This is a genomic window from Streptomyces sp. NPDC028305 (assembly GCF_055569495.1).
Genome location: NZ_JBVHTN010000007.1, coordinates 764,683 through 789,930, shown reverse-complemented (window position 1 = coordinate 789,930; position 25,248 = coordinate 764,683). Strand labels below are relative to the sequence as shown.

Below are 25,248 nucleotides of genomic sequence, written 5' to 3'. Positions count from 1 at the left end.
GCCGCGCCCGGCGACGTCCGCTCAGCGCCCGGACGCGGGGGACGCCGCGGGCGGGGCGGCCTCGGCCGATGCCGCGTCCTGCGCGGGCTCCTCATCGACGGCTGGTTCCTCCCCCGCCAGCACACGCTTGGCCTTCGCCGCGTCCAGCGCGCCCTCCCAGCGCGAGACGGCGAAGACGGCGACACAGTTGCCGAGCAGATTGGTCGCGACCCGCATCGAGTCCATGATCCGGTCCACGCCGAGCAGCAGCGCCACGGCGGCCGCGGGGATCACCCCGAGGGCGGAGGCGGTCGCCGAGAGGGCGAGGAAGGCCGAACCGGGCACGCCCGCCATGCCCTTGCTGGTGAGCATCAGCACGAGGACGACGGTGATCTGCTGCCCCAGGCTCAGATCCACGCCGACCGCCTGGGCGATGAACAGCGTGCCGATGGACAGATAGATGGAGGCGCCGTCCAGGTTGAAGGAGTATCCGGTGGGGAGGACCAGCCCGACCGCGTCGTCCCGGCACCCGGCCGCGCGCAGCTTCTGCATCATCCGCGGCATCACGGTTTCGCTGGAGGCGGTCCCGAGGGCCAGCAGCATCTCCTCGCGGGTGTACTTGACGAACTTCCACAGGCTCAGCCCGGTGATGGCCTTGAGCGCGAGGCCGAGCAGCGCCAGGAAGAGCAGCGCGACGCCGTAGCAGAGCGCGATCAGCTTGCCGTAGGTCGTCAGGGCCCCCATCCCGTACTGGCCGACCAGGTGGGCCATGGCGCCGAAGACCGCCAGCGGGGCGAGCCTCATGATGAAGCCGACGATCGCGAAGACGACTTCCTGAGCCTGCTCGACGGCCGGCAGGATCGCGGGCACCTTCGTCTTGCCCAGGTGCAGCAGCGCCGCGCCCACCAGACAGGCCAGCACGAGCACTTGGAGCAGGGAGTTCTGGGCGAAGGCTCCGACTGCGCTCTCCGGCAGCGCGTCCAGGACGAACTGGGAGGTCGAGGGCAGATGCCCGCCACCGGTCTTGTCGTCGACGGCGGAGGAGTCGAGCGAGGCGGGGTCGACGTGCATTCCGGCGCCGGGGCCGGTCAGATTGGCCGCCAGCAGACCGAGGACCAGCGCCACGGTGGAGGCCACCTCGAACCAGATGAGGGCCTTGAGCCCGATCCGTCCGAAGGCCCTGAGGTCCCCCGCCTTGGCGATCCCGGCGACGACGACGCAGAAGACCAGCGGGGCGATCACCGCCTTGATCAGACGCACGAATCCGTCACCGAGCGGCTGGACGGCCGTGCCCACGTCCGGCCAGAGGCGCCCGACGGCGACTCCGAGCACGAGAGCGCAGGCGACCTGTGTGAACAGCGAGGTGCGCAGCAGTCTCAGGGCGCGCAGGGGAAGGGATGGTGCGGCGAGCGGCACGTGAACACCTCCGGGCTCGTTTTCTGAGATGCGGAAAATAAATTCCGCGATGCGCCACTATGGCGGAGCGCGAGGTTCCACGGAAGAGCCGCGTGTAACAAGCGGGAAAATCCTCCCCGCGCATACCGCCCCGGCCGGTGGGCACCCGGGTGCGAGGAGCGTCCGCCGGGGACGACCGCAGAAGGGAGACGCGGGACGATGCGTTTTCGCGACCGGAGACAGGCCGGGCGGAAGCTGGCCGAGCGGCTGTGCGAGCCGCCGCGCGGCGAGCGGTTGCGACGTCCCGTGGTGCTGGCGCTGCCCCGGGGCGGCGCGCCGGTGGCGGACGAGATCGCCCAGGCGCTGCGGGCGCCGTTGGACGTGCTGGTGGCCCGGAGGATCGGCGCCCCGTTCAACCCCGAGCTCGGGGTGGGCGCGCTCGCCGGGGATGATCCACCGCTGTACGACGAACGGGCGCTGGCCCTGCTCGATCTGACGCCGGCCCAGCTCGCCCCGTGGGCCCGGGAGGAGCGCACCGAGCTGCGCCGCCACGAGCAGCTCTACCGCCGTGGACGCCCGCCCGCCGAGATACGGGACCGCACGGTGATCGTCGTGGACGACGGGCTGGCCACCGGCTTCACCGCACGGGCCGCGCTGCGCTCCGTACGCCGGCGCGAGCCCGCCCGGGTGATCCTCGCGGTGCCGGTGTGCTCGCCGGAGGCCGCCGCGGCGGTCCGCCCCGAGACGGACGACCTGGTGTTTCTGGACCAGCCGGACCCGTTCCAGGCGGTCGGCCTGTGGTACGAGGACTTCGCGCAGGTCCGTGATGAAGAGGTGATCGACGTGGTGCGCGCCTCCCTCGCGCCACGCTGAGCGGGTGCCGCGCGGGCCCGGCCCGCGCGGCCGTTGGCTCACCCGGCCAGGTGGGCCTTGTCCCCCATCACCACGACCGGGTGCAGCTCGGGGTCCAGGTTCTTCAGCAGATACTCCATGCCGGACTTGGACAGGCTCACACACGCCGAGGTGCCGCTGCCGTGGTCCATGTGCAACCAGATCGATCCGCCCTTGCTCTGACCCTCGGGCCGGGTCGGATCGAGCGGTGAGGTGCCCTTGACGCGGTTGTAGTCAATGGCGATGACATAGTTGAAGTCATTCCAGTGCGTCTTCGGCCAGTAGTGCGGGGCGGCGAAGGCCGCGGCCTCGGAGTACGGCAACCGGGCCCCCGGGTCGGCCAGCACCCCGCCCGCGTCGCTGAGCGTGTAGACGCCGACCGGGCTGCGCTTGTCGCCCTCGTGATGCTCCGTCGTCCAGCCCCGCTTGCCGTTGTGCCCGGCCCAACTGCGGGTTCGCTGCCAGTTCTTGCCCTGCTTCGAGTACAGCACGACGGTCGCGTCCGCGGAGTTCACGCCCTTGCCGTACACCGCGACGACCTGCCGCGCGTCGGCCGGGATCTTCGCCTGCAGGGCGTCGCCCACGTCCGGGATGCGGGTGGGATCCGGCGCGGGTGAAGCGCTGCGCAGCGCCTGCTTGCCCTGGGCGCCGCCCTTGTCGCCGTCGCCGCCCGCCCCGCCACCGCAGGCCGTCAGCAGGATGAGGGCGGCGCCGGTGGCGGCCGCGGCGCGCAGGGAGGGGGTGCCGGAAATTCGCATGTCCCCCATCGTCCCACTCCCACATCGCGATGGCGTACACGGGATTGGCGTGTTCCGTGTCCCGGCCCGGGAAAACCAGTTGAATGCCTCGGGGGTGGGGCGCGAGTCTTTCACGGCTCATTGCCTGCCCGTCACCCCGCCCGAGCCCTGGGACACCATGCACATTCGCGATCTTCCGTACGACGATCCCGGTCGACCCGACGTCCGGTCAGGACCCCACTTCCTGTGGTGGCTGGGCCGAAATCAGCTGGGCGGGCAGGTGAAGGCGGCTCTGTGGGGTCTGCTGCACATGGCCGCCCTGGTGTCCTTCCCCGTGGCCATCGGCTTCGCCGTGCAGGCGGTCGTGGACCGCTCGGGCGCGCGGCTGGCGCTGGCCGGCGGGCTGATGGCCGGGCTGACCGGGCTCACCGCGCTCGGCGACACCATGCTGCACCGGGCGGCGGTCACCAACTGGATCACAGCGGCGGCACGGGTGCAGCAGCTCCTGGCGCGCAAGGCGGTCGAGCTGGGCTCGGCGCTGACGCGGCGGGTGGCGGCGGGTGAGGTGGTGGCCGTCTCCACCGGCGATGTCGAGAAGATCGGCTGGTTCGTGGAGGCGCTGTCCCGCTTCACGGCGGCCGCGATCACCACGGTGGCGGTGTGTGTGGCCCTGGTCGTGTACCAGCCCGCGCTGGGGGTGGCGGTGGCCCTCGGCGTGCCGGCCCTGGCGCTGGCGGTCTTCCCGCTGCTGCCCCGGGCCACCCGGCGGGCGGACGAGCAGCGGGAGAAGGCCGGCCGGGCGACCGAGCTGGCCTCGGACACCGTGGCGGGGCTGCGGGTGCTGCGCGGCATCGGCGGCGAGGAGCTGTTTCTCGACCGCTACCGGCGGGCCTCGCAGGAGGTGCGGACGGCGGCGGTGCGCAGCGCCCGCATGTGGGCGCTGATCGCCGCCGTCCAGATCGCCCTGCCGGGGCTGCTGATGATCGGTGTCGTCTGGTACGGGGCGACACTCGCCCGGGAAGGGCAGATCACGGTGGGCGAGCTGGTCACCGTCTACAGCGCGGTGACCTTTCTCCTCTTTCCGCTGCGGAACTTCGAGGAGATCGCGATGGCGTACTCCTTCTCCCGGCCTTCCGCGCGGCGCGCCGCCCGGGTGCTGGGGCTGCGGCGCTCCTCGCCCGGCGCCGAGGCCCTCGGCGTCGGCGCCACGGCCGACGGGCCGGACGGGGAGAGCCTCGACGGCGATCTGTACGACCCGGCGAGCGGGGTGCTCGCGCCCGCCGGGCAGCTGACCGCGGTGGTCTGCGGAGACCCGGACCTGGCGGGGCGGCTGGCCGACCGGCTCGGCGGGCACCCCCCGGACGACGGAGGCGACGACGACGCGGCGGAGGCGGAGGCCGAACCGGCTCCGTCGGCGCTGCTGGGCGGCGTCCCGCTGGACAAGGTACCCCTGGCCGCCGCGCGCCGGGCCGTGCTGGTCCAGGACAAGGACCCGGTGCTGCTGTCGGGCACGCTCGCCGAGCTGCTCGATGTGCCCCGCTCGGGGGCGGTCACGGTGCCGGAGGCGCTGGAGGCGGCCCAGTGCGGCGATGTGCTGGACGCACTCGCGCAGGCGTCGGTGGACGGCCCGGGCGCGGCGGATCCGCTGCGGGCGCGGATCACCGAGCGCGGCCGTTCGCTGTCGGGCGGCCAGCGGCAGCGGCTGGCGCTGGCCCGTTCGCTGGTGACCGACCCCGAGGTGCTGGTCCTCGACGAGCCGACGTCCGCGGTGGACTCGCACACCGAGGCACGGATCGCACAGGGCCTGCGGCGGCTGCGGACGGGGCGGACCACCGTGGTCTTCACCTCCAGCCCGCTGCTGCTGGACCGGGCGGACCGGGTGGTGTTCGTGCGGGACGGCAAGGCGGCGGCCGCGGGCGGCCACCGCGAACTGCTGAGCACCGAGGGCGCGTACCGCGCGGTGGTCACCCGCGAGCCGGAGGACGCGGACGCGGATACCGGCCTGGGGACCACCACCGGGACCGGGGCCGTGGGGCGGATCGACAGAATCGAGGAGTCGGCATGATCGGAGTGGCCCCACCGGCCTATGACCCGGCCGCACCGCAGTCGGCGACGACGCTGCCGGTCGGCTCCCCCGCCACCGTGCGGACCTACGTACGCGAGCTGCTGCGGCGGCACCGGACGGCCTTCGCCGTGCTGATGGCGGTGAACGCGACCGCCGTGATCGCCTCGATGGTCGGCCCGTATCTGCTGGGCGGGCTGGTCGAGGACATCTCGGCGGGAGAGCGTGAGCTGCACATCGGACGCACCGTCGCGCTGTTCGCGGTGGCGCTCGCCGTGCAGACCGTGTTCGTCCGGCTGGTGCGGCTGCGCGGCGCGATGCTGGGCGAGCGGATGCTGGCGGATCTGCGCGAGGACTTCCTCGTACGGTCGGTGGGCCTGCCGCCGAGCGTGCTGGAGCGGGCCGGGACCGGCGATCTGCTGTCCCGGATCACCACCGACATCGACCGGCTGGCGAACGCGATGCGTGAGGCGGTGCCGCAGCTGGCCATCGGGGTGGTGTGGACCGGGCTGCTGCTCGGCGCGCTGACCGTGACGGCGCCGCCGCTGGGGCTGGCGGTGCTGGTCGGGCTCCCGGTGCTGGTGATCGGCTGCCGCTGGTACTTCCGGCGCGCGCCGAGCGCCTACCGCTCGGAGGCCGCCGGATACTCCGCGGTGGCCGCGTCCCTCACCGAGACGGTGGACGCCGGGCGGACCATCGAGGCGCAGCGGCTGAGCGACCGGCGGACCGCCCTGTCCGAGCGCCGGATCCGCGAGTGGACCGCCTGGGAGCGGTACACCCTGTGGCTGCGCAGTGTGCTGTTCCCGGTGATCAATGTGACGTACTCGCTGATCACCGGTTCGGTGCTGATGATCGGCGGCGCCTGTGTGCTGCGGGGCTGGATGACGGTCGGCGAGTTGACGACGGGGGCGCTGCTGGCACAGATGCTGGTGGAGCCGGTCGGGCTGATTCTGCGCTGGTACGACGAGCTCCAGGTGGCGCAGGTGTCGCTGGCCCGGCTGGTGGGGGTGCGGGAGATCGAGCCGGACTCGGCCGACGACACGGTGGCGCCCGGCGGCCGCCATGTGCGCGTGGACGAGGTGCGGTTCGGGTACCGGGCCGACAGCGATGTGCTGCACGGGGTGACGATGAGCGTACGGCCGGGGACGCGGCTGGCGCTGGTCGGGCCGTCCGGCGCGGGCAAGTCCACGCTGGGCCGGCTGCTCGCCGGGATCTACGCGCCCCGGGTCGGCACCGTGACGCTGGGCGACGCCGAGCTGGCCCGGATGCCCGCGGAGCGGGTGCGCGAGCATGTCGCCCTGGTCAACCAGGAGCACCATGTCTTCGTGGGGTCGCTGCGCGACAATCTGCTGCTGGCCCGCACCGCCGCGGCGGACACCGAGCTGTGGGCGGCCCTGACCGCGGTGGACGCCGACGGGTGGGCGCGGGCGCTGAAGGACGGTCTGGACACCGAGGTCGGGTCGGGCGGGCTGGCCCTGACCCCGGCGCAGGCCCAGCAGATCGCCCTGGCCCGGCTGGTGCTGGCCGACCCGCACACGCTGGTGCTGGACGAGGCCACCTCGCTGCTCGATCCACGGGCGGCCCGGCACCTGGAGCGGTCCCTGGCCCGGGTGCTGGAGGGCCGCACCGTGGTCGCCATCGCCCATCGGCTGCACACCGCGCACGACGCGGATCTGATCGCGGTGGTCGAGCAGGGCCGGATCAGCGAGCTGGGCAGCCATGACGAACTGGTCGCGGCGGACGGCGCCTACGCGGCGCTGTGGCGCTCCTGGCATCAGTAGCCCGCCTCCCCGGCGGCGCGGCGCCCCCGCGCCGCCGGGCCCGGTGTCCTCGGCGTCAGATGACGCCGAGGGCGCCCAGGCCGCTCAGGCCGCCCAGCACCATGAAGACCGGCATCAGCACCTTCACCTCGACCCAGCTGCCCGCCCGGAACCGCATCCCCTTCGGGGGCCCGACCGGGTACCACCGCTTGCGGCCTATCGGTATGGGCCACAGGATCGGGCAGCCGGAGACGGTGAGCGCGTCCCCGATGTCGTGCACCAGCGCGCCCAGGACGATCGGCAGGCCGAGCCACAGGTACTCCTGACCCGGCTCGGTGAACAGCCAGTCGGCGCCGTTGCCCGGCTTGTGCAGCACATCGGCGAGGATCCAGGCGCTGGTCGCGCCGAGCAGCCACACCAGCACATCGCTGGAGACCCGGGCCATCCGCCACAGCAGGCCCTCGACGGCCAGCACCATATGGACGAAGAGGATCGCGAGCACCGCCCAGCGGCCGCCGATCATGGCGAGCACCGAGGCGCCCCCGCCGATCAGCACCGCCCACAGCCAGGTGTGGGTGAGTGTGCGATGGCCGCCCGAGCGGCGCGGGTCGCCCTGCTTCTTGGTCGCCTTGTAGACCGCGTGCGAGAGTTTGTCGGTCACTTCGCACAGGGTTCTCGAGACCGGCCCGAACGAGCGGGATATCGTCGCCGCCTTGTGGTCGAGGTCGGGGGCGAGTGCCGCCCCGGCGCAGATCAGAGCGCCGACGACAAGCACCGGCCAGGGCATCGCATGGCCCGCCGCCGCGGTCGCCGCGCCCACCCCCAGCCAGGCCGCCGCCCCGGACAGCGAATGCGCCGGTCCCATCATGGTCTTAACCCCGCCCCTGTTCATGCCCGCGTACGCGCGGGAGTTCGGTCTGTTCAGCGCGGCACAGCCTAGCGGCGAGCGATCTTCGTCCCGCCAGCCGGTTCCCGGCTCGCGCGGGAAAGCAGGCAGTATAGGGGGGTGACTCTTATCGATCAGCTGCCGAGCGACGCCGACCCCGACGCCCTTTTCGAGGCGTTTTCGACGTGGGTCGAGGAGCGGGGCATCTCGCTCTACCCCGCCCAGGAGGAAGCGCTGATCGAGGTGGTGTCCGGGTCGAACGTCATCCTGTCCACCCCCACCGGCTCGGGCAAGAGCCTGGTGGCGGCGGGCGCCCACTTCGCCGCGCTCGCCCGGGACGAGGTCACCTTCTACACCGCGCCCATCAAGGCCCTCGTCTCGGAGAAGTTCTTCGAGCTGTGCAAGATCTTCGGCACCGAGAACGTCGGGATGCTCACGGGCGACGCGTCGGTCAACGCGGACGCGCCGGTGATCTGCTGCACGGCCGAGGTGCTGGCCTCCATCGCCCTGCGGGACGGCAAGGACGCCGACATCGGCCAGGTCGTGATGGATGAGTTCCACTTCTACGCGGAACCGGACCGCGGCTGGGCCTGGCAGATCCCGCTGATCGAGCTGCCCCAGGCCCAGTTCGTACTGATGTCGGCGACGCTCGGCGATGTGACGCGGTTCGAGGAGGACCTCACCCGGCGCACCGGGCGGCCCACCACCGTGGTGCGGTCCGCGACCCGGCCCGTGCCGCTGAGCTATGAGTACCGCACCACTCCGCTGACCGAGACGCTGACCGAGCTGCTGGAGACCCGGCAGGCGCCCGTCTACATCGTGCACTTCACCCAGGCGGCCGCGGTGGAGCGCGCCCAGGCGCTGATGAGCATCAACATGTGCTCGCGGGCGGAGAAGGACGAGATCGCCGCGCTCATCGGCAACTTCCGGTTCACCACCAAGTTCGGCCGGAATCTGTCCCGCTATGTGCGGCACGGTATCGGGGTGCACCATGCCGGGATGCTGCCGAAGTACCGGCGGCTGGTGGAGAAGCTGGCACAGGCCGGGCTGCTCAAGGTCATCTGCGGTACGGACACGCTGGGCGTGGGCGTCAACGTGCCCATCCGCACGGTCTTGTTCACCGCGCTGACGAAGTACGACGGCCAGCGGGTGCGCACGCTGCGGGCCCGGGAGTTCCACCAGATCGCGGGCCGGGCCGGGCGGGCCGGGTTCGACACCGCGGGCTTTGTGGTGGCGCAGGCGCCCGAGCACGTCATCGAGAACGAGAAGGCGCTGGCGAAGGCCGGGGACGATCCCAAGAAGCGGCGCAAGGTGGTGCGCAAGAAGGCGCCCGAGGGGTTCGTCAGCTGGGGGCAGAACACCTTCGAGAAGCTGATCGCCTCCGAACCCGAGCCGCTCACCTCCCGGTTCCGGGTCACCCACGCCATGCTGCTGTCGGTCATCGCCCGGCCCGGCAACCCCTTCACGGGGATGCGGCGCCTCCTGGAGGACAACCACGAGCCGCGCCGCAATCAGCTGCGCCACATCCGCCGCGCCATCGCGATCTACCGATCGCTGCTGGACGGCGGCGTGGTGGAGCAGCTCAAGGAGCCCGATGCCGAGGGGCGGACGGTGCGGCTGACGGTGGATCTCCAGCAGGACTTCGCGCTGAACCAGCCGCTGTCCACCTTCGCGCTGGCCGCCTTCGAACTCCTGGACCCCGAATCCCCCTCCTACGCCCTGGACATGGTCTCGGTGGTCGAGTCGACCCTGGACGATCCGCGCCAGATCCTGGCGGCGCAGCAGAACAAGGCGCGCGGCGAAGCGGTGGCCGCGATGAAGGCGGACGGCGTCGAGTACGAGGAGCGCATGGAGCGGCTCCAGGACGTCTCGTACCCCAAGCCGCTGGAGGAGCTGCTGTTCCACGCGTACGGCCTCTACCGCAAGAGCCACCCCTGGGTCGGCGACCACCCGCTGTCGCCCAAGTCGGTGATCCGCGACATGTACGAGCGCGCGATGACGTTCACCGAGTTCACCTCGTTCTACGACCTGGCGCGGACCGAGGGCATCGTGCTGCGCTACCTCGCCGGCGCCTACAAGGCCCTGGACCACACCGTGCCGGACGATCTGAAGTCCGACGACTTCCAGGACCTCATCGCCTGGCTCGGCGAGATGGTGCGTCAGGTCGACTCCAGCCTCCTGGACGAGTGGGAGCAGCTCGCGAACCCCGAGGAGGAGTCCGCGGAGGAGGCCCAGGAGCGCGCCGACCAGGTCCGGCCGGTCACCGCGAACGCGCGCGCCTTCCGGGTTCTGGTGCGCAACGCGATGTTCCGCCGGGTCGAGCTCGCCGCGCTGGACAAGGTGGCCGAGCTCGGCGAGATGGACGCGGACTCCGGCTGGGACGAGGACGCGTGGTCGAGGGCGATGGACACCTACTGGGAGGAGTACGAGGACCTGGGCACCGGCCCTCAGGCGCGCGGCCCGAAGCTGCTGCGGATCGAGGAGCAGCCGGAGCACGGGCTGTGGCAGGTGCGGCAGACCTTCGACGACCCGAACGGGGACCACGACTGGGGCATCTCGGCCGAGGTCGACCTGGCCGCCTCCGACGAAGAGGGGCGTGCGGTGGTGCGGATCACCGACGTGGGCCAGTTGTAGCCTCCCAGGCGTCCCGGCCCGACACGCCACGGGCCCAAGCGCCATGGCCCCAGACGTCGCGGGGCCGGGCCCCGCGACGAGCACCACCAGTGAAGGAGCACCACCGATGACCAATCCCGCCGAGCGTCTGGTCGATCTGCTGGACCTGGAGCAGATCGAGCTGAACATATTCCGCGGCCTGAGCCCCGACGAGTCGCTCCAGCGGGTGTTCGGCGGGCAGGTGGCCGGGCAGGCGCTGGTGGCCGCGGGGCGGACCACCGACGGGCAGCGCCCGGTGCACTCCCTCCACGCGTACTTCCTGCGCCCGGGGCGGCCAGGCGTGCCGATCGTGTACCAGGTGGAGCGCGTCCGCGACGGCCGCTCCTTCACCACACGCCGGGTCGTCGCGGTCCAGCAGGGACGGACGATCTTCAATCTGACGGCCTCCTTCCATCTTCCCGAGCCGGGCATCGAACAGCAGCTGCCGATGCCCGAGGTGCCTGAGCCGGAGAGCCTGCCGAAACTCGCCGACGAGATCCGCGAGCATCTCGGGACGCTCCCCGAGGCGCTCGAGAGAATGGCGCGCCGCCAGCCCTTCGACATCCGCTATGTGGAACGGCTGCGCTGGACGCCCGAGGAGCTCAAGGGCGCCGAGCCGCGCAGTGCGGTGTGGATGCGCGCGGTCGGCCCGCTCGGCGACGATCCACTGGTGCACACCTGCGCGCTCACCTACGCGAGCGACATGATGCTGCTGGACGCGGTGCGGGTGCCGGTGGAACCGCTGTGGAGCCGGCGCGGCTTCGACATGGCCTCGCTGGACCACGCCATGTGGTTCCACCGCCCCTTCCGCACCGACGAGTGGTTCCTCTACGACCAGGAGTCGCCGATCGCCACCGGCGGCCGGGGGCTGGCCCGCGGCCGGATCTACGACCGGGCCGGCCGGCTCCTCGTCTCCGTCGTACAGGAGGGGCTCTTCCGCCCCTTGTAGGGAGCCATGGGGCCACCCTCCGCGCCCCGGCGCCCGCCGACGAGACGGTGCCAGAGCCCGCGGGGGCGCCCCGGGGACAGGGCGGGCGGCGCGGGATCGCCGTCGGGCAGTGTGAGCACGCCGACAGACGGGACCGGATCACCGTCCGGCGCCGCCGCCTCGTCCGGCGGCCGCGGGGCGGGGCGCGCCCGCCGGGCGTCCCGCACACAGGTGTCCAGCGCGGCCCGGCAGCGCCGGATCTCGGTGGGGTCGCCGACCGTCACCACGGCCGCGATCACCTCCGCCGCCAAGCCGGTCCCCGAGGCCACCGGGGCGAGCCGGGGCATCAGCGCGCGCACATACGCGCGCTCGGCCGGGTCGGTGAGCGTCGCGTCCAACTCGGCGGGGGCCAGCACCGCGGCCCACACCGCGGCCCGCTCCCAGGGGTCCTCGGTCCGGGTGAGCAACTGCTCGATACGGCGGCCGCGCCATCGGGCGGCCCGCTGGTCCTCCCCGGCGCTGAGAGTGGCGCGCAGCCCGGCCGGGATGCGGCCGGTCAGCAGCGCGGGCTCCCGCTCCGCGAACGCGCGGAGCTCCGCGGCCGGGTAAAGCCACACCACGGCTCGGTACCGGTTGACGTAAAAGCGGACCGGGGTGAAGAAGCCACCGCGCGCCAGCCGGGAGAACCGCCCCGGGCTGATGTCCAGCAGCTCGGCTCCCTCCGCCGTGCCCACAACACGGAGCCGCGCGCGCAACGCGCTCGGGAAGCCCTCGGCGGCCGCGAGCCGCAGCAACTCCGCACGCCCCACCCGTCGCCCCAGGGCACCCACGGCCACGGTGAGCACCTCGCCGAGCTGGACGGCCAGCTCGAACTCGCCGAGCTTGAGCCCCAGTTCCCTCGCGGCCCTGTCGAACGCGACGGTCTCCTCGATGCCGTCCGGCACCGCCGGCACCGGCCCGCTCCGCAGCTGCCGGCGCGACCTCTGGCCAGACCCCTGGCTCGACCTCGGGCGCGACTTCTCGCCCGTCCTCTGACGTTCCTCCACTACCACGACGGCCCTCCCCCGCGACTGGTCAATCACTGACAGTGACGACGATAGCCGCTGGGCAAGGCAGCCCATCAGGCCTGTGGATAACTCCGGATCACAGCCCGCTGGGCGCCCCGCTCTCCTGTCTCGCCTCGACGCCCAGGTGCTCCCCCACCCTGTTGACCAACAGCGCCATCTCGTACGCGACCTGGCCGACGTCGGCGTCCGGACCGCTGAGCACGCACAGACAGCTGCCGTCGCCGGCGGCCGTCACAAACAGCACGCCCTCCTCGAATTCGACCATCGTCTGCCGCACCCGCCCCGTGCGGAAATGGTGCCCGGACCCCTTGGCCAGGCTGTGTAAGCCCGAGGCGACCGCGGCCAAGTGCTCGGCGTCCTGGCGGACGAGCGATGAGCTCGCGCCCGTCACCAGCCCGTCGTTCGACAGCACCAAGGCGTGCCGTATCTGTGCGATCCGCTCGGTCAGGTCGTCCAACAGCCAATCGAGCCCTTTGCTGAGTGCCATACCGTTCCTCCCCGTCCGGCCATCCACCACAGCTGCCGGGCCAGCCTTTCTCACCTCCGCTCTCCGGGCAACCCGGCCCGCCTGTCGGCGCGCCGATGTGCGCCGCTTGACACAAGATGGAGACATGGCACGGAAAATGACCAAGGATCAGTGGCAGAAGTTCGTCTCGGAGGGCACTCGCACCGCGAAGTTGTCGACGGTGCGCGACGACGGCAGCCCGCATATCGCGCCCGTGTGGTTTCTGCTCGACGGCGACGACCTCGTCTTCAACACAGGCCAGGACACCGTCAAAGGCCGCAACCTGGCCCGGGACGGACGGGTCGGCCTCTGCGTGGACGACGACCGGCCCCCGTTCGCGTTCGTCACGCTTCAGGGGCGCGCCGAGCTCAGCGACCGGCTGGAGGAGGTCCGTGACTGGGCCACCCGGATCGCGGCGCGGTACATGGGCGAGGACGTCGCGGAGCAGTACGGCGCCCGAAACGGCGTCCCGGGCGAGCTGCTGGTGCGGGTCCGTATCGAGAAAGTCATCGCCCTCGCCGGAGTCGCCGACTAGCCCGATTCGGCCGAAAACCATTGGGTGTCTCAGCGCTGATAGAGGCCGACCAGTGTGCCGCTCGCGAGCTGGCTGCGGTCGACGGCCTGGTGCACCTCGTGGGCGGAGGCCTCGTCAGGGAGGACCAGCGGTTCGGGAAGGGCGTACAGCCGGAAGAAGTACCGGTGCGCCCGGTCGCCCTCGGGCGGGTGCGGCCCGCCCCAGCCCTCCTGGTGGTATCCGTTGGTGCGCGACAGCCCGCCCGCCGGTATCTGCCCGGCGCCCACCCCGCCGCTGCTGGGGGCGATGCCGGTGACCAGCCAGTGGACGAACGTCCCCGACGGCGCGTCCGGGTCCTCGCACAGCAGGGCCAGCTCGGCCGTGCCGGCGGGGACACCGGACCAGGTCAGCGGCGGTGAGAGGTCCTCCCCGTCCTTCGTGTAGCGGCGCGGGATCGGGTCGTGGTCGTCGAACGCGGCGCTGTTGAGCTCGATTCCAGCCATGAGTTCGCGAGTACCCGCGCGGAAAGCCGGCAAGCAGCGCCCTCCGCGCGGCCTCCGTGTGCCGGGGACACGGAGGCCGCGTGGCGTGAGCCGGTCAGGCGGGGGCGGCGGGGGTCTCCGGGAGGCACGGGTGGGTGCGCAGATGCTCCTCGACACGCTCGACGAGCCGGGCCGTCTCCGAGGCGATCAGCGCGGGGTCGGCGGTGGCCGCGCTCAGGACGGCCAGGCACGAGCCCTCGCCCGCCGCCGCGACGAAGAGGTTGCCGACCCCCGTCTCCACCATGGTCTGGCGTGCCGCACGGCCTCGCCGTCGGCCCGCCGCGCCGACGACGAGGCCGTGGAACCCGGAGGCCATGGCGGCCAGCTGCTCGGCGTCGCGTCGATTGAGCCCGCGGGAGGAGCTCACCGTCACTCCGTCGCCGAAGAGCACGACGGCGTGTCGTACGTCCCCGACACGGAGCACCAGATCGTCCAGAAGGCAGTCGAGACCGTCCGGGAAGCGGGCGGCGATTCGGCGGTGCTCGGTCATGGCCGTCTCCCTCTGTCGGGTTCCGCGAAACTCTGCCGGACGCTAGCCGGGAGGGGGCGCACAGAGGGGGCGCATTCGGAAGATGCTGGAATTTGACAGGGACAGACGACAGAACGATCGGTCGATGCTCGAACGTGCACAATATTCGGGTTCTCGCTCAGGGTTTTCCCTCAGCTTCCTCATGATCTGTCCCGTCCGACGATCCGCGCCCGTCCGAGGAGCCGCATGAGCCGCCAGCACACCCCCGCCGACCACCTGGCCAAGGCCCGGGACTTCTTCGCCCCGAGGGCCGCCGACTGGGACGCCCGTTTCCCCGACGACGGCCCCGCCTACGCCGCCGCCATCGCCGAGATCGGCCTGCGCGCCGGGGACGCGGTGCTCGACGCCGGCTGCGGTACCGGCCGCGCCCTGCCCGCGCTGCGCGCGGCCGTCGGCCCGGCCGGGACGGTCCTCGGCGCCGACGTCACACCCGCGATGCTGGCGGCCGCCGTGCGCGCCGGACGACACCGGGACGCCGGGCTCGCCCTCGCCGACGTCACCAGGCTGCCGCTGCGTGACGGCTGTCTGGACGCGGTGTTCGGCGCCGGGCTGATCTCCCACCTTCCCGAGCCCGAGGCCGGGCTGTGGGAGCTGGCGCGGGTGGTGCGCCCCCAGGGCAGGCTCGCGCTGTTCCACCCCGTGGGGCGGGCGGCGCTCGCGGCCCGGAAGGGCCGCCCGATCACCCCTGACGACCTGCGGGCCGAGCCCAATCTGCGCCCGCTGCTGGCCCGTTCGGGCTGGGCGCTGACCTCGTACACGGACCGGGACACACGCTTCCTGGCCCTCGCCGTCCGCCAGGGCTGAGCCGTCCGCCAGGGCTGAGCGGTGTGTCGGAGCTGAGTCGGCAGGCAGGCCTATACATCCATAGCGATGTATTACCCGGTCGAGGTACAACGCCCGTGCGTCACAATGCGCACATGCTGGAACTCGCCATCCTGGGCTTTCTCTGCGACACGCCACTGCACGGCTATGAGCTGCGCAAGCGAATCGCCGCGCTGACCGGGCACGTCAAGCCGGTGGCCGAAAGCACGCTGTACCCGGCGATCAAGCGTCTGGAGAGGGCCGGGCTGCTGGCCCGCGAGACCCAGCCGGGTGCTGGGGCCGCGCCCCGGCATGTGCTGACCCTGACCACCGCGGGCCGCGCCGAACTCCGCCTGCGCCTCGCCCGGCCGGCGCACGCCGACATCACCGACGAGAGCCGCTGGTTCACGCTGCTCGCGTTTCTGCGGCACCTGGAGGACCCGGCGGCGCAGGCGGAGGTGCTGGAGCGCCGGCTGGAGTTTCTGCGGCAGCCCACGAGCTTCTTCTACGACGGCGGCCGGCCGCTGCGCGCGGAGGAGGTCGAGGACCCCTTCCGGCGCGGCATCCTCACCATCGCCCGCGCCACCAGCCAGGCGGAACAGTCCTGGCTGCGCCGCACTTTGGAGTCGCTGCGGGAGACCGGCGGCGCCTGACGGCGCCCCGGCGGGCGGGCCCGCAAGAGGAGGCTGCCGTGCCCGGCGCGCGCGGCCGGTGCGTGGGGCACCGCCGCCGGTCGCGGTCATCGGCGTCGGCACGGGTCGACGAGGAGCGCCGCCTCGGCCGTATCCGGGTCGGCGTGCCCGCACAGCGCGTCCAGCTCCGCCCGCCACGGGTCCTGCCAGCCGTTCCTGGCGCCCATGGCCTTCACCAGGACGAGGGCGGTCAGCCCGCCGGGGGCGTCGCCGCGCTCGCGCAACACGCCGACGACACTGCGCACCGCTGCCCGCACACGCTCGTCTTCATGGTCGAAGGCGAAGTGGTCGAAGAAGTGCAGGCGATCCGGCCGCTCCTGGACCAGCGACAGATAGCGCTCCCAGCGGCCGAGGCCGGGGTCGCCCCTGCTGAGCCCGGCACAGGCCAGGCTCAGCACAGCGCTGGTCGCCTGGCGGCGCAGCCCGGCGGCCAGGAGCGCGTCCACCACGGCGTCGCCCTGCGCGAGTTCACCGGTCGGGAGTTCGCCCGCCGACTCCTGGACGAGCCTGCTGATGACGGCGGACCCGCAGTCCGCGAGCCGCCGCAGCGCGTCGGCGCGGCTCGCGCGTCCGCTCCCCTCACCGGCGCCGGTTTCGGTGCGTGTGCGGGCGACCAGCGTCTCGAATACGCGGCGCAGGGCGGCGCCCCCTTCGTCTCCGGGCAGCCGCCCGAGCGCGTCCACCGCGGCGCGCCACACCCTCGACGGCCGGTGCGTGGCGACAGCGGCGGCCGTCAGCGCGCCGACCCCGTCCTCGAACCCGCCGGCCGCCCCGACCGCCACGCAGTGCGGCAGCGCGGCGCAGGCGGCCCGGGCCGCCGCGTCGTCCCCGGTGCGGACCACCCCGGCGAGGAAGGACGCGTACGCCGAGCGGGTACGGATGCCCGCCGCCTCCGGATCGCTCACGATCACGGCCTCGCGGACGGCGGACTCGTGCACCTGCTCCGTCAGCCGGTCGGCCACGCCCGGCGCGTCGACGCGGGCGAGGAGCGAACGGGCGAGCACCACCCGCACGTCCCGGTGCTGCCCGGGCTCGTCCCAGGCCGCGAGCAGCGCGGCGAACGCGCCGTCACCCGGCAGCTCGGCCAGCGCGCGGGCGGCCTCCTTACGGCTGCCGACCGGCGTCGTCACCAAGCGCGCCACGGGTGCCAGCAGCGCGACCGCCCTCCGGTCGGGTACGCCGCCCAGCAGGCGCCGCACCCCCGCCATGGCAGCCCTCCCCCGCGCTCCCCCGGTTCCGGCGTGTCGGAGGAGGAAAGAGAGGACGTCGGGCGGCGTGTGAGGGGCGTCGGCGACCGGGCCGTAGGCGTCGAGGGCGGGCGTGTCCGAATCCGCTACGGCGTTCGGGGCGGCCCCCTCGGGCACGTCGTCGGGCACGTCCTCGAGCGCCTCGCGGACGGGCGCCACGCCGTCGCTCGCCTGGCCGCCTGTCCTGTCGCCACCGAGCATCCGGCCCGGACCCGGCACGTCTCGCGTGGCGGAGTCGCGCGGGGTCGGGTCGGGCCGGGGGTCCGTGCGCGTCGGCGGCGTGGCGACGTTGTGCGCGTGGAGCGCCGCGCTCTCGCTCAGTGCGGTCAGCGCCGCCGCGGCCACGGGCTGCGGCGCGCCGGACGCCAGGTCCGCCAGGAGCGCCGGGTCGCGCACCAGAGCCGCCGCGTCCGCGCGGGCGCGCGGCGGAGCCTCGTCGTCGGCCGCCACCGCGGCGAGATGGGTGGCCAGCAGGTGGCGCGCCCGCGCGGTCCACCGGCCGGTGAGGGAGCACGGCAGGCGCGGCACCCAGCAGTTGGCGGCGCGCCCCGACAGCTGACCGCGCAGCCCGTGGCGGGCGGCGCGCAGCACGTCCTCCAACAGGTCGGTGCGGCGGGTGGCGAGGGTGCGCAGCACCGGTTCCAGCGTGGCGAACGATACGTCGGCGGCGACCAGTTGGGCGCAGCGGCGCTCTCGCGTGGCAGGAGCCGCGAGCCACGCCACGGCCGCGCGCACGGCCGACCCGGGATCCTCGCCGTCGAACGCGGTATGGCCCACGAACGCGTCCAGCTCCGGCAGAGCGGGGAGGTGGGGCGTGAGGAGTTCGGCGAGGGGCACGAGCCGGGAGGTGGGGAGGCGTCTCTCCGCCCGGCCGTCCGCCCGGTCCACGTGTGCGGGGGGACACGGCCGTCGGTCGGCGGCATCGCCGAGCGGGTCGGGGGCCGTTCCGGCCCAGATGGCCGCCGCCGCGCGGGCATCGAGCCTCAGCGGTGCGACCGGGCCGCGCCGGCGCGGATCGCCCACGACCTGGCACAGCAGGCGGGCCACGCGCGCCGCCCGTTCGGCGTCTCCCCTGGCCGCCGCGCTCTCCGTGGTACGGCGCAGCCACCGTTCGGCGGCGGCGACCGTGGCGGACGTGGAGTCGCGGGAGTGGACGGTGGTCAGCGCCGCGTCGCGCAGCACGCTCAGCGGTACCGCGGTCAGCATCCGGGGCGACGCGCCGGCGACCTGCCCCAACGCGGCGAGCCGTACCTCCTCGCGGTCGTGCCAGGCCCGCTCGCAGGCCGCCACGGTCCGCGCGAAGGCCGCGGGGTCGGCGTTGAGCTCGGCGCACGCGATGAGCGTGCGCCAGGCGAGTGCGCGTTCGTACGGGCGGTGGCTCGCCGCCCCCTCGAGCAGGATCGGTTCGGCGTCGGCGAGCGGAACCACCGCGAGGAGCTGGTTGCGCAGCAGCGGCGACCGGTCCGCCCGGGCGAGAACGGGGCGCATGAGATCCGCGCGGTCCGCCGGGTCGAGCGCGGCGAGGGCGTTGAGCCTGGTCCTCCGGCCGGGGCCGCGCGCGGGGAGCCGGGCTTCGACGACGCGGCGCCGCGCGGCGGCGGGGAGCAGGGCGAGCAGGGGGTCGGGGGTGATGTCCAGCCGGTCGGCGCGGTACCGGCGGAATCCGCCGAAGCTCGCCTCGGCCAGTTCGGCCAGTTCCTCGGGGGTGAGGGCGCGCAGGGCCCGCAGCACGGACCGCGGCAGCGGCCCGGTGGGCGGACGGAGGGCAGGCGTCCGTTCCGACCCGCCGCGGTGGTCGGCGTCCGTGCGGTCCGCGGCGCGCCGGAGGATCGCCAGCACCTGCCGAGGTTTGCGCAGGAGCGCCACCGTGCCGCGGCCGTCGATGAGCGCGGGCGCTCGTTCGAGGAGCAGCAGCCCGGCGTCGGTGTCGCGTTCCGCGACGGCGGCGGCCAACAGGCGGTGGCGGCGGGCGAGTCGGCGCCGACCGTAGTCGTCACGCGCCTGGTAGTCGGCCGCCAGCCGGGCGGCGACGGCCGCCGGGGCGGTGCGGGCGAGGGTGTGCAGGACGCCGATCGGCGGGTCGAGACGGGGCAGCCACTCGGCCGCCACGCCGGGTGAGCAGGCGGGGAGGAGCCGGGCCGCGTCGGTGGGGCCGTACGCGGTGTGCGCCCGCGGCAGCAGCCGGTCGGCGAGGCCGGTACGCCGCCCGACGCGCAGAACGCGGTATGTCTCGTGGCGTACGGACCGGCTCTCGTCCAGGGCGAGTCGGGCCAGGGCCGCTTCGGGCACCGGCAGGCGGATGGCCGCGGACAGGGCGCGGCGGCGCAACAGTGGGTCGGCGAGCGCGGCGGCCACGGCGTCGAGGTCGCGGCGGGCGACGGCGAGGAACAGCGCGAGGTGCCGGTCGTCCGGCTCGGGAGAGGAGTCGAGGGCGGCGCGCAGGGTGGCGCAGGCGTCCGGGGAGAGCGTACGGGCGTACCGCGCCAGGGCGCTCATCCGGGCGGGGAAGGGCAGCGGGTCGAAGTGCGCCCGGAGCCAGGAAGGGGTCAGCGGCTGAGGAGTTTCGTATGCGGCCATGGCGATCACCGAGAGGTCGCGAGGCCGTCCTTTCCATGCGTCATGGCGAGCATGCTCGCCCAGCACCGGCCGACCGCACAAGTGACTTACGGAACGGGGACGGGGTCCGGGTGACCCGCGATCGGTGTTGCGCGGTCACTCCAAGGCGCGTGTCACCCCGGGCCCCGAGCTCGGCCGGCGGCCCTGCTCCACCCCGCCGCGGCCCGCCGCTCCCTTCTCCCCGTTTCCATCCGGGAATTCGCCATCAGGGCGCGCGAAAGGGCCGGTCAGCGCCCCAGCTCCTTGCGCGACACACGGCGCAGCCTGCGCCGCTGAGAGGGGTCGAGCACCAGATACGCCAGCGTGGGAACACCGACGATCACCAGCACTGCCGCCCAGAACGGCAACAGCTGACACAGCAGGATCACTCCCACCGCCGCGCCCCCCGCGACGGCCACAGCGCGCTTGGACATCTCCCTCTGCCTCCTTCGCGGCTCATGCCGCTTCACTTGTGTCAACGGACGTCGGCCGCGTCCGGTTCCTGAGTGCGAAGCATCCACCGGAGCGCGAAGGGCCCAGGTGAGACGGTTCACAACGGACGCCCGCCCCGGCGGGCCTCTCGTCGGGTACCCTCGACCGCTCCCGCTAGTCAAATTTGAGGAATGTGTCAGCTCCGTGACACCACGCACCGTGGCAACGCCCTCCGAGATCGCCGAACTCAGCCGCTGCACCACCGTCTTCCTCCCCGCCGACCCGGCACGCACCGGACGCGTCGCCTTCTGGCGGCCGGACGGCCCGGACCCCACCGGGCCGGGCACCCCCGAAGAGATCACCGTCGTGGTCCCGGCCACCTCCGATGAGGTCGATCAGGCCGATGGTGCCGAAGGAGACCCGGGCGTCCGTACCCGCGCCGTACGGGCCCTCGTCCTGCCCCTGAGCGAGGCGCTTCCGGTGCTCACCCGCGCCCGCGCACGCGCCGCGCACACCGCTTCCCCACCCGCCGATCCCACAGCGGCCTTCTGGGGCACCGCCGCGGTGCTCGCCCTCCAGCTCGCCGCGCGCGGACGGCTGCTGCCCGGGCTCACGGCCACCGACCACGACGCGTGGCGCGTCGGCCCGCTGGCCGAGGAGGATCTGCGGCGGGTGCGTGAGCTGGCGGCGGCCATGCCTCCCGCCGCCCACGCCGTGCCGCTGCCCGGCACCGACCCGCTGCGCCTCCCGGAGCCGGAGCGGCACGTCCGCGCGTTTCTCGACGCGGTCGCGGACGGGCTGCCGCGCTCGCCCGCGGCGGCCCTGGCCGCCGGCGGTCCGGCGTTCGCCGCGGCGAAGCCGCAACGCCTGCCCGAGCAGCGGGCCTGGGCGGCGGACCTCGCCGCCGGGCACGACGCCGGTGTCCGGCTGTCGCTTCGGATCGAGCTGCTGGACGGCGACCTCGGCGGCGACCTCGGCGGCGACGGCGACCACGGCCTCGTCCACGACCGAAGCCACGACGGGAGCCGCGACCGGGCCCCGTCCCCCGGCCCGCGCTTCCGTGCCGTCCTCCAACTCCACAGCCTCGCCGACCCGACCCTGGTGGCGGACGCCGCCGACGTATGGGCGGGCGCGTCGCCCGCCGCCGCGGCCCTCGGCCCCCGCGCCCGCATGGACGCGCTGCTGACGCTGCGCCGGGCCGTCCGCGCCTGGTCACCGCTCGCCCCGCTGCTGTCCGCCGCCGTACCCGAGGCGCTCGACCTCGCCGACGAGGACGTCGTCGAGCTGCTCGGCCCGGCGGCCGCGGCGCTGGACGCCGCGGGGGTCCAGGTGCACTGGCCCAAGGAGCTGGCCCGGGGCCTGACCGCGCGTGCCGTCGTCGGCCCGCAGGGGCGCGTCGACGGCGAGGGTCCGGACACCGCCGGATCCGGGCTGCCCTCGTATCTGTCGGCCGAGGCGCTGCTCCGCTTCAGCTGGCGGTTCGCCGTCGGCGACCGGGAACTCACCCGGGCGGAGCTGGACCGGCTCGCCGAGGCCGCCCGCCCGGTGGTGCGGCTGCGTGACCGATGGGTCGTCATCGACCCGGAGGCGGTCCGCCGCGCCCACGGCCGCGAGGACCGTGACATCACCACCGCCGACGCGCTCGGCGCCGTCCTGACCGGCCGGGCCGAGGCCGACGGCACCGGCGTCGAGGTGCGGGCCGCCGGCTGGCTGGCCACGCTGCGGGACCGCCTCGCCGACCCCGAGGGCCCGGCGCACGGGCCCGTCGCCCCGCCCGTGGGCCTGGCCGCCACGCTGCGCGACTACCAGCTGCGCGGCCTGGGCTGGCTGAGCCGGATGACCTCGCTGGGCCTCGGGGGCACGCTCGCCGACGACATGGGCCTCGGCAAGACCATCACCCTGATCGCCCTTCATCTCCACCGCCAGGACGTCCCCGAGGCCGCCGGGCCCACCCTCGTGGTCGCGCCCGCCTCCCTGCTGGGGAACTGGCAGCGCGAGATCGAACGCTTCGCGCCCGGCACCCCGGTGCGCCGCTTCCACGGCGCCGCGCGCGCCCTGGAGGACCTGGCGGACGGCGAGTTCGTCCTCACCACGTACGGGACGATGCGGCTCGACGCACGGCGGCTGGCCGAGGCCGTGCCCGACGGCTGGGGCTTGGTGGTGGCCGACGAGGCGCAGCACGTCAAGAACCCGTACTCGGCGACCGCCAAGCAGCTGCGCGCCATCGGCGCCAAGGCCCGCGTCGCGCTCACCGGGACCCCGATCGAGAACAACCTCTCCGAGCTGTGGGCGATCCTCGACTGGACGACGCCCGGGCTGCTCGGCGGCCACGGGTGGTTCCGCGCCCACTACGCCCAGCCCGTCGAGAGCGGAAGCGACCCGGCCGCCGCCGAGCGCCTGGCGAAGCTCGTCCGCCCGTTCCTGCTCCGGCGCCGCAAGTCGGACCCGGGCATCGCGCCCGAGCTGCCGCCGAAGACCGAGACGGACCGCGCCGTGGCGCTCACCAAGGAGCAGGCCGGGCTGTACGAGGCGGTGGTGCGCGAGATGCTCGCCGAGATCTCCGGCACCGCCGGGCCGGCCCGGCGCGGGCTCATCGTCAAGCTTCTGACCGGCCTGAAGCAGATCTGCAACCACCCCGCGCAGTATCTGAAGGAGGACCAACCCGTCGTCCCCGGCCGGTCGGGAAAGCTGGAACTGCTCGACGAACTGCTGGACACCATCCTCGCCGAGGGCGCGAGCGTCCTCGTCTTCACGCAGTACGTCCGGATGGCGCGGATCCTCGAGGAACATCTGGCGGCGCGCGGCGTCGCCGCGCAGCTGCTGCACGGAGGCACGCCGGTGGCGCGCCGCGAGGAGCTCGTGGACCGCTTCCAGCAGGGCGAAGTGCCGGTGTTCCTGCTGTCGTTGAAGGCGGCGGGCACCGGCCTCAACCTCACCCGGGCCGAACATGTCGTGCACTACGACCGCTGGTGGAACCCGGCCGTGGAGGCGCAGGCCACCGACCGCGCGTACCGGATCGGGCAGACCCAGCCGGTGCAGGTGCACCGGCTGATCACCGAGGGCACGGTGGAGGACCGGATCGCCGCGATGCTCGAGCGCAAGCGGGAGCTGGCGGACGCGGTGCTCGGCGCGGGGGACGCGGCGCTGACCGAACTGACCGACGCCGAGCTGGCGGAGCTCGTGGAGCTGAGGGGGACCGAGCGATGACCGATACCGGGAACGTCCGGGAGGGGTACGACGAGCGCGAGCGCGTCTTCGAGGCCCTGCCGCCCGCCCGCGGCCGCGGCTTCGCCCGCACCTGGTGGGGCCGGGCGTGGCTCAAGGCGCTGGAGGACACGGCGCTCGACGGTGAACAGCTGGGGCGCGGGCGCAAGCACGCGCGCGAGGGGGCGGTCGGGGCGGTGTGCGTGCGGCCGGGCCGGATCACCGCGGTGGTACGGGACCGCGACCACACGCCCCACCGCTCCGATGTGCTGCTCCAGGAGTTCGGCGAGGCCGAGTGGGAGCGGCTGCTGGACGTGGTCGCCGACCGGGCCGGGCATATCGCCGCCCTGCTCGACCGGGACATGCCCCCGCAGCTCGTCGAGGACGCGGCGGCCGCGGGCGTCGAACTGCTCCCGGGCATCGGCGATCTGGAGCCGGAGTGCGGATGCGAGGCGTGGGACCACTGCCCCCACACCGCCGCGCTCTGCTACCAGGTCGCCCGGCTGTTGGACGAGGACCCCTTCGTACTGCTGCTGATGCGCGGCCGCGGGGAGCGCGAGCTCCTGGACGAGCTCCAGGTGCGCAGCGTGGCGCGCGCCGCCGGGCGCGCGCCGGGCGGCGCGGCCGAGGAGGGCGCGGGCCGGGCCCCGGAGGGCATACCCGCGCGGGAGGCGTTCGCCGCGGCCGCCTCCCTGCCACCGCTGCCCGCGCCCCCGCCGACCGTGGCCGAGCCCGGCCGGCCGCCGGCGCTGAGCGGCGGCGGCGACCCGGCGCCCGGCCTGGACGTCGTCGCGCTGGAGTTCCTGGCGGCGGACGCCGCGGTGCGCGCCCGGCGGCTGCTGGCCGAGGCGCTGGCGCCGGGCCACGCCACGGCCCCGCCGCCGAGCGCGCTCACGCCCTGGCAGGACGCGGTGCGGCTGGCCGCCGCCGGGCCTCCGGCCGGTATCGCCGACCGCCTCGCCGCGGGCTGCGGCCGCGACCGCGGCGAGCTGGCGCGCGCCGTGCGCGCCTGGGGACACGGCGGACCGGCCGCGCTCACCGTGCTGGACGAGGAGTGGAGCCCGGCCGACGAGGCGCTGGCACGCGCCCGCGCCTCGCTCACCACCGCCTGGGAGGGAGAGGAGCGGGCGCCGCGGCTGCGGGCGGTGGGCAGCAACCGCTGGACGGTGGTCGGCGCGGACGCGCAGCTGCGTTACGGCCGGGACGGGCGCTGGTGGCCCTACCGCAAGGAGCGCGGCCGCTGGTGGCCCGCCGGGCCGGCGGACCACGACCCGGCGGCGGCGCTGGCGTCCCTCGAGGCGCCGTCCCCGCGCGGGGCCGGGATGGTGGGGGCGGCGGCGGGCGCGGGCTGACGGCGCCGCGCGGTCGGGGTGTCCGGCAGCGGGATCCTTTCCTCGGCCCTTCCGGCAGCGTCGATGTGCGGCTCCGCCGCGTGGCGGGGGCCACCCCTGGACCCCGACCCCAGGGCCCGCGTACAGGGCCAGGGCCCGCGAAGGGGCGGGACGGGGCCGCCGCGCCGACACACGACTCCGCCGCACGGTCGCATGGCCGCCGCGCGGCCGCCGCAGGCGTCAAGAACCGCCGGACTCCCCCGGCACCGCGCCGTCCGCGAAGCGGCGCGCCCACCGGACCTCGGCCGGCCGACCGGCACGACGCGGCGGATGGGGCCCACTTGGCGTGCGCACCGCCGGGGTGAACTGCGCGCTCCGTCGCCCGAGGGCTCCGCGAAGCCCGGCGAGACCGGCCCGAGCCGCGGCCGGGAACCACAACGGCAGCCAGCGGACATCGGAAGAGCCGGGCCGAGAGCGGCCCACCGCACCCCGGCAACCT

The 25,248-nt window shown here is 74.1% G+C and carries 19 protein-coding genes; 10 read left to right on the top strand and 9 right to left on the bottom strand.

Translation table 11 applies throughout. The annotated features are described in order from the left end of the window. Positions 1-21 precede the first annotated feature (21 nt). Positions 22-1,395 carry a cation:dicarboxylate symporter family transporter gene (locus ACZ4WQ_RS32970; protein ID WP_468022648.1) on the bottom strand — a complete coding sequence of 458 codons (1,374 nt, stop codon included), beginning with the start codon at positions 1,393-1,395 and terminating at the stop codon, positions 22-24. Between the two features lie 198 nt (positions 1,396-1,593). Between ACZ4WQ_RS32970 and ACZ4WQ_RS32965 the strand changes: the two genes are divergently transcribed. After that, on the top strand, positions 1,594-2,247 hold the full coding sequence (locus ACZ4WQ_RS32965) for a phosphoribosyltransferase (RefSeq protein ID WP_468022647.1): 654 nt from the start codon (positions 1,594-1,596) through the stop codon (positions 2,245-2,247). Positions 2,248-2,285: 38 nt separating this feature from the next. On the opposite strand, the gene ACZ4WQ_RS32960 is transcribed toward ACZ4WQ_RS32965, so the two are convergent. Beyond that, on the bottom strand, positions 2,286-3,023 hold the full coding sequence (locus tag ACZ4WQ_RS32960; RefSeq protein ID WP_468022646.1) for a hypothetical protein: 738 nt from the start codon (positions 3,021-3,023) through the stop codon (positions 2,286-2,288). Between the two features lie 157 nt (positions 3,024-3,180). Here ACZ4WQ_RS32960 and ACZ4WQ_RS32955 point away from each other — a divergent pair, with 157 nt between their 5' ends. After that, entirely contained in the window at positions 3,181-5,067 is a 1,887-nt protein-coding gene (locus ACZ4WQ_RS32955) for an ABC transporter ATP-binding protein (RefSeq protein ID WP_468022679.1), read from the top strand. Then, a complete protein-coding gene (locus ACZ4WQ_RS32950; protein ID WP_311728720.1) occupies positions 5,064-6,845 on the top strand; it encodes an ABC transporter ATP-binding protein in 1,782 nt (593 codons plus the stop codon). Before ACZ4WQ_RS32955 ends, ACZ4WQ_RS32950 begins: the two co-directional genes overlap by 4 nt. 55 nt (positions 6,846-6,900) lie before the next feature. Here ACZ4WQ_RS32950 and ACZ4WQ_RS32945 read toward each other — a convergent pair whose 3' ends face one another. Continuing rightward, entirely contained in the window at positions 6,901-7,692 is a 792-nt protein-coding gene (locus tag ACZ4WQ_RS32945) for a metal-dependent hydrolase (RefSeq protein ID WP_311728721.1), read from the bottom strand. Positions 7,693-7,830: 138 nt separating this feature from the next. On the opposite strand from ACZ4WQ_RS32945, the gene ACZ4WQ_RS32940 reads away from it, so the two are divergent. After that, complete coding sequence (locus tag ACZ4WQ_RS32940; RefSeq protein WP_311728722.1) at positions 7,831-10,344, top strand: DEAD/DEAH box helicase; 2,514 nt, start codon at positions 7,831-7,833, stop codon at positions 10,342-10,344. A gap of 106 nt (positions 10,345-10,450) precedes the next feature. Beyond that, a complete protein-coding gene (locus tag ACZ4WQ_RS32935; RefSeq protein ID WP_311728723.1) occupies positions 10,451-11,311 on the top strand; it encodes an acyl-CoA thioesterase in 861 nt (286 codons plus the stop codon). Here the strand turns inward: ACZ4WQ_RS32935 and ACZ4WQ_RS32930 are convergent. After that, positions 11,248-12,243 (bottom strand): DUF6397 family protein, encoded by a 996-nt coding sequence (locus tag ACZ4WQ_RS32930; protein WP_468022645.1) that lies wholly within the window; start codon positions 12,241-12,243, stop codon positions 11,248-11,250. The two genes, ACZ4WQ_RS32935 and ACZ4WQ_RS32930, sit on opposite strands and share 64 nt — an antisense overlap. 190 nt (positions 12,244-12,433) lie before the next feature. Further along, positions 12,434-12,844 (bottom strand): roadblock/LC7 domain-containing protein, encoded by a 411-nt coding sequence (locus ACZ4WQ_RS32925; protein ID WP_352131514.1) that lies wholly within the window; start codon positions 12,842-12,844, stop codon positions 12,434-12,436. 124 nt (positions 12,845-12,968) lie between these two features. Here ACZ4WQ_RS32925 and ACZ4WQ_RS32920 point away from each other — a divergent pair, with 124 nt between their 5' ends. Continuing rightward, complete coding sequence (locus ACZ4WQ_RS32920) at positions 12,969-13,397, top strand: PPOX class F420-dependent oxidoreductase (RefSeq protein WP_311728727.1); 429 nt, start codon at positions 12,969-12,971, stop codon at positions 13,395-13,397. A 29-nt stretch (positions 13,398-13,426) separates the two neighbouring features. Here ACZ4WQ_RS32920 and ACZ4WQ_RS32915 read toward each other — a convergent pair whose 3' ends face one another. Beyond that, positions 13,427-13,879 (bottom strand): YbhB/YbcL family Raf kinase inhibitor-like protein, encoded by a 453-nt coding sequence (locus tag ACZ4WQ_RS32915; RefSeq protein WP_358842438.1) that lies wholly within the window; start codon positions 13,877-13,879, stop codon positions 13,427-13,429. A 94-nt stretch (positions 13,880-13,973) separates the two neighbouring features. After that, positions 13,974-14,408, bottom strand: a complete 435-nt coding sequence (locus ACZ4WQ_RS32910) for a roadblock/LC7 domain-containing protein (protein ID WP_385349452.1) — start codon at positions 14,406-14,408, stop codon at positions 13,974-13,976. A 225-nt stretch (positions 14,409-14,633) separates the two neighbouring features. Between ACZ4WQ_RS32910 and ACZ4WQ_RS32905 the strand changes: the two genes are divergently transcribed. Both ACZ4WQ_RS32905 and ACZ4WQ_RS32900 read left to right on the top strand, forming a co-directional pair. Continuing rightward, positions 14,634-15,251, top strand: coding sequence for a class I SAM-dependent methyltransferase (locus ACZ4WQ_RS32905; protein ID WP_385349455.1), 618 nt, complete (start codon positions 14,634-14,636; stop codon positions 15,249-15,251). 113 nt (positions 15,252-15,364) lie between these two features. Next, on the top strand, positions 15,365-15,901 hold the full coding sequence (locus ACZ4WQ_RS32900; RefSeq protein ID WP_311728732.1) for a PadR family transcriptional regulator: 537 nt from the start codon (positions 15,365-15,367) through the stop codon (positions 15,899-15,901). Positions 15,902-15,987: 86 nt separating this feature from the next. Here the strand turns inward: ACZ4WQ_RS32900 and ACZ4WQ_RS32895 are convergent, their stop codons facing one another. Together ACZ4WQ_RS32895 and ACZ4WQ_RS32890 are read right to left on the bottom strand one after the other, a co-directional pair. Beyond that, entirely contained in the window at positions 15,988-19,764 is a 3,777-nt protein-coding gene (locus ACZ4WQ_RS32895) for a hypothetical protein (protein WP_398373600.1), read from the bottom strand. A 266-nt stretch (positions 19,765-20,030) separates the two neighbouring features. After that, positions 20,031-20,216, bottom strand: coding sequence for a hypothetical protein (locus ACZ4WQ_RS32890; protein ID WP_311728735.1), 186 nt, complete (start codon positions 20,214-20,216; stop codon positions 20,031-20,033). A gap of 202 nt (positions 20,217-20,418) precedes the next feature. Here ACZ4WQ_RS32890 and ACZ4WQ_RS32885 point away from each other — a divergent pair, with 202 nt between their 5' ends. Next, positions 20,419-23,421: a DEAD/DEAH box helicase gene (locus ACZ4WQ_RS32885; RefSeq protein ID WP_468022644.1), complete on the top strand. Its 3,003-nt coding sequence runs from the start codon at positions 20,419-20,421 to the stop codon at positions 23,419-23,421. Beyond that, positions 23,418-24,770 carry an SWIM zinc finger family protein gene (locus ACZ4WQ_RS32880; protein WP_468022643.1) on the top strand — a complete coding sequence of 451 codons (1,353 nt, stop codon included), beginning with the start codon at positions 23,418-23,420 and terminating at the stop codon, positions 24,768-24,770. Before ACZ4WQ_RS32885 ends, ACZ4WQ_RS32880 begins: the two co-directional genes overlap by 4 nt. Positions 24,771-25,248 lie beyond the last annotated feature (478 nt).